Origin of the sequence: Moorena sp. SIO4A5 (assembly GCF_010672005.1) — a bacterium.
Lineage (GTDB): Bacteria > Cyanobacteriota > Cyanobacteriia > Cyanobacteriales > Coleofasciculaceae > Moorena.
Genome location: NZ_JAAHHZ010000369.1, coordinates 1 through 4,673, shown reverse-complemented (window position 1 = coordinate 4,673; position 4,673 = coordinate 1). Strand labels below are relative to the sequence as shown.

2 protein-coding genes are annotated in these 4,673 nt (G+C 41.6%); both read right to left on the bottom strand.

The window, feature by feature from the left end:
• Positions 1-3,765, bottom strand: a 3,765-nt coding sequence (locus tag F6K57_RS37160; RefSeq protein ID WP_293073307.1) for a type I polyketide synthase, incomplete at its 3' end; no start/stop codon positions are given.
• 10 nt (positions 3,766-3,775) lie between these two features.
• A partial coding sequence (locus tag F6K57_RS37155; RefSeq protein WP_293073304.1) for a phosphopantetheine-binding protein occupies positions 3,776-4,673 on the bottom strand: 898 nt, incomplete at its 5' end.

Here is a 4,673-nt window from a genome sequence, read left to right as displayed (position 1 = left end):
TTGACCAAACTTTTTGAGAGCTTGAGCGATCGCATCTTGCATTTGTTGGAGATTTGCGACATCGGCACAGATGTTCAAAACCTCAGAACCTAAAGCTTCTAATTTCCGAATTTTATGTATTTTTTGACTGATACTGTCTTGAGCATTGTGACTGGCTAACCATTCTGACCATTCTTCTCTGGGAGGAAATTTTGAACGCCCAATCAAAATCAGTTTTGCTTGTACAGTTTTTGCCAAATGTTCTGCTATAATCATACCTATACCTCCGATCCCACCTGTAATTAGATAAACTCCCTGTGGTTTTAATCGTAGGTTTGTTTTCTCTCCTGCCTCCAATCTGAATGGATCAAAAGTTTGCACCCAGCGATCGCTCATTCGGTAGGCAACCATTTTCTCCGATTGCTCGATCGCTAATTCCGATCTGATTTGCTCTATCAGCATTTCTTCCTCTAGGGTTCCAGAATCTGGAAGCACCACATCAATACCCCTACAAATTATATTAGGGTATTCTTGGCCGATAGTTAGAATTGGTCCTGTTACAATTGCTTGCTCTGGGTTTAACAAAGCTTCATCAGCAATTTTCTGCATATTGTTGGTCACTACTCCTAGCAGCAATTTGCCATTAATCTGCTGTCTTCCCAGTGCCTTTGCGAGGAACAACAAGCTGTAAAAGCCCAGATTTTGTGACTTTTCCACCCACTCAATTTCTTCTAATTTATCCTGACTCTGAGGCGTGACACTCCATAAATGAAGAATAGTTTTTGGTATCTTGTTCCGTTGGCGCAGTTCTTGACATAAGGCATAATAGTCATCCTCTTGTTCAGGATTAAGGTTATAAAGGCGATCGCTTACTTTTTTAAACTCCTTTCCCACTCTCACTGTAATAACATTTTGACTATCCCTTTCCATTTTTTGCACTATTTTGTCACTCAAACCAAAGTCATCAGCAAACACAAGATTAGTAGTGGAGATAACAGGCTCAGTATTATTAACATTAGAACGTTTCCAAGATGGAATATAAAACCAGTCTGCCAGCTCTGTTTTTTTCTCAACTATGGATGTTTTGGGTTGAACATTCTGCTTTGGAGTTCTGCTCTCAGCCACCCAGTAACGCTGGCGCTCAAAAGGATAAGTAGGTAAGGGAATGCGGTAACGTTTTTCATGGCTGTAAAATCCCTCCCAATCTACCCTGACTCCAGCTAACCAAAGTTGACCTAATGTATTCAGCAAGAAATCTAGATCGGAGCGCTTTTCTTGGGGATGGCGTACTGAAGTTAGTAAAATCTGCTCGTCTGCTTTATCTGGATGCCGTTTAGCTAAACTACTTAATGTCCGTCCTGGTCCGACTTCCAATAAGATTTGGGAACGATCGCGCAAAAATTTCTGTATACCTTCAGCAAAGCGTACCGGTTGACGTAGATGTTTTGCCCAATAGTTAGGATCTGTTGCTTGCTCTGCTGTAATCCAAGTACCAGTGACATTAGAAATATAGGGAATTTCTGGAGGATGCAACGGTAGTTGTTTAATATACTCTATGAATGGCTCTACAACTGGCTCCATCATCTGAGAATGAAAGGCATGGGAAGTATGGAGGCGACGAGACTCTACCTTTTGTTCTGATAACTGCTGCTGCAGGGTATCGATCGCCTCTATTGGACCTGAAATGACACATTGGGATAATCCGTTAATAACAGCTAGGGAAAGTCGATCGCCTAGCAGAGTTTGGCATTCTTGCTCTGAGATAGATACGGCTAGCATTGCTCCTGGTGGCTGTTGCTGCATCAGTTGTCCCCGTTTCGCCACCAAAGCGAGAGCATCTTCTAAGGAAAACACACCAGCAAGAGTCGCTGCCACATATTCACCAATGCTGTGTCCAATCATTGCTTGAGGAGACACACCCCACTCTTGCCATAAAATTGCTAAAGCATAGGAAACTACAAATAGTGCTGACTGAGCGATCGCTGTCTGTTTCAGTTTTAATGTTGCTGTCTCTATTTTTTCTGGTTGTGGATAGAGGATATGACGCAGGTCAACTTCTAAATTTGGAATCAGTAGTTCTGAGCAACTATCTATCTGAGCGCGAAAGGTTGGTTCTGTCTGGTATAGTTCCTGCGCCATATTTACATATTGGGAGCCTTGACCAGAAAACATGAACACTACAGGTCGCTGGGTTAGCTCTTGGTAGTGAGTAAATACAGGTTGAGTTTCTGGTGCAGAAAGTGCTTTGAGGGCATCATCTATATCTTGACAGACTAACATCTGGCGATACTCGAAGGCTGTACGACCTACTTGTAGGGTATAAGCAACATCTGCAAGGTTCATGTCTGGATGCTGTTTTAAGTGTGCAGCGAGGTTAGTCGTTGCTATTTCTAAGGCTGAATTGGTTTTGGCAGAAAGTATCAACAACTGCCAGGGGCGAGACGTTGAGGATGGTTCTAAAGTGGGAGCTTCTTCAAGAACTACATGAGCATTTGTACCACCAATACCAAAAGAACTTACTCCGGCCCGACGAGGTGTTCCATTGGTGTTCCACTCCGAGAGAGTGGTATTAACGTAGAAAGGGCTATTAGCAAAGTCAATGGTGGGGTTCGGTGTTTCAAAATTCAGGCTTGGTGGTAGTTTCTTGTGTTTGAGGGCTAAAACTGTTTTGATCAAGCCACCAACCCCTGCTGCTGCATCTAGATGCCCCATATTAGTTTTCAGCGAACCAATGGCACAAAAGCCTTTTTTTTCGGTAGTCCCTCGAAACACTTTGGTTAAAGCTGCAATTTCAATGGGGTCTCCTAGGGGAGTTGCAGTTCCATGAGCTTCTATATAAGTAATTGTTTCCGGGTCAATCCCAGCTATTGACTGGGCTTCAGAAATCACTGCTGCTTGACCTTCTACACTAGGAGCAGTGTAGCCAACTTTTGATGAACCGTCGTTGTTGATAGCAGAACCTTTAATCTGAGCATAAATGTAGTCGCCATCTGCGATCGCATCTTCTAATCTTTTCAAGACCACAATACCCAACCCATTACCACCTAAAGTTCCCTTGGCTTTAGCATCAAAAGTACGACAATGTCCATCAGGAGACATAATCATTCCCTCTTGATATAAATAACCTTTTTTGTGGGGAACTTGAATGGAAACACCACCTGCCAAAGCCATATCACATTCACCACTGAGCAAACTTTGGCAAGCTAGATGAACGGCAACTAAAGAAGTGGAGCAAGCAGTTTGAACTGTAATACTTGGTCCTGTTAAATTTAGTTTGTAAGAAACCCGGGTTGATAAGAAATCATTACCATTGCCCAAAAGAAATTGATAAACGTTTCCTGGTTCTGAATTTTCTAGATGAGGATAGATATTATTGCGGGCGTAACTGTTCTCACTCAGACCAGCATAAACTCCTATAGCACCCGCATAAGTTTGTGAGTCATAACCAGCAACTTCTAGTGCTTCAACAGCAGACTCCAGAAATAGGCGTTGTTGTGGGTCAATGATTTCAGCTTCTCTGGGATTATAGTCAAAGAAACTAGCATCAAAGAGATCGATGTCTGAAATTACAGTTCCTGCTTTAACATAATTCTGTTTTTTTAACAAGCTGGGGTCGATCCCTTCCTCCAATAGTTCCTGTTCAGAGAAAAATTCAATAGACTCCACACCCTCTTGTAAATTTTTCCAGAAAGTATCAATGTTATTCGCCTTGGGAAAACGACCAGAAATGCCAATGATAGCGATCGCTGAATCATCAATATTATTTGTAGTAATCATTTTATTCATCAAAAATTATTTATTTATGTCTACGATTTTGCTGTCTTTGTAACCTTTGCTGTTTCATCGAAGTTTTCCTGTCACTACGAGCCTTTGCTTGACCAGTAGTTAAATAATCAGTTACTTTTCCCCTTTGTAAATCAATTAAATATTTAGAAAATTCCGATATATTTGGGTGTTGAAACAGTTTGACAATTGAGATATCTTGTGCATATATTTCCTGTAACTTTGTGTGAACTTTAATTGTTAGTAATGAATGACCTCCAAGTTCAAAGAAATTATCATAAATTCCCACTTTTTCTACCTGTAGAACCTCTTGCCAAATCTTAGCCAGAAGTTGCTCTGTTTCCGTCTGAGGCGTCACATAAGTTGTTGATATACCTGAAGGAACAGTATCGGGAACTGGCAAAGCATGACGGTCAATCTTGCCGTTGGGGGTTAGAGGGAAAGCATCTAGCAACACGAAAGCTGCCGGAATCATGTATTCAGGTAGCTTTTGCTTGAGAAATTGGCGAATCTGAGGAATTAGGGAAGCGTCTTGAGTAGATTCCTGCTTAGGAACTATATAGACTACCAAACGTTGTCCTCCTGCTGGGTCTGACTGAGCAATAACCACATTTTCCTTGACATCAGGGTATTGTGAAACTAAAGCTTCGATTTCTCCAATTTCAATGCGGAAACCTCTGATTTTAACTTGGTAGTCTATCCGCCCAATAAATTCTATATTGCCATCAGGAATATAACGTGCTAAGTCTCCTGTTTTATATAACTTTGTGGCTTTTGACTTGTCAAAAGGGTTGGGAATAAATTTGGAGGCTGTGAGTTCGGGGCGGTTGTGGTAGCCTGTTGCTAAACTATCTCCTCCGATATGAAGTTCTCCTGCTACTCCTATGGGCACTGGTTGTAAATTTTTATCA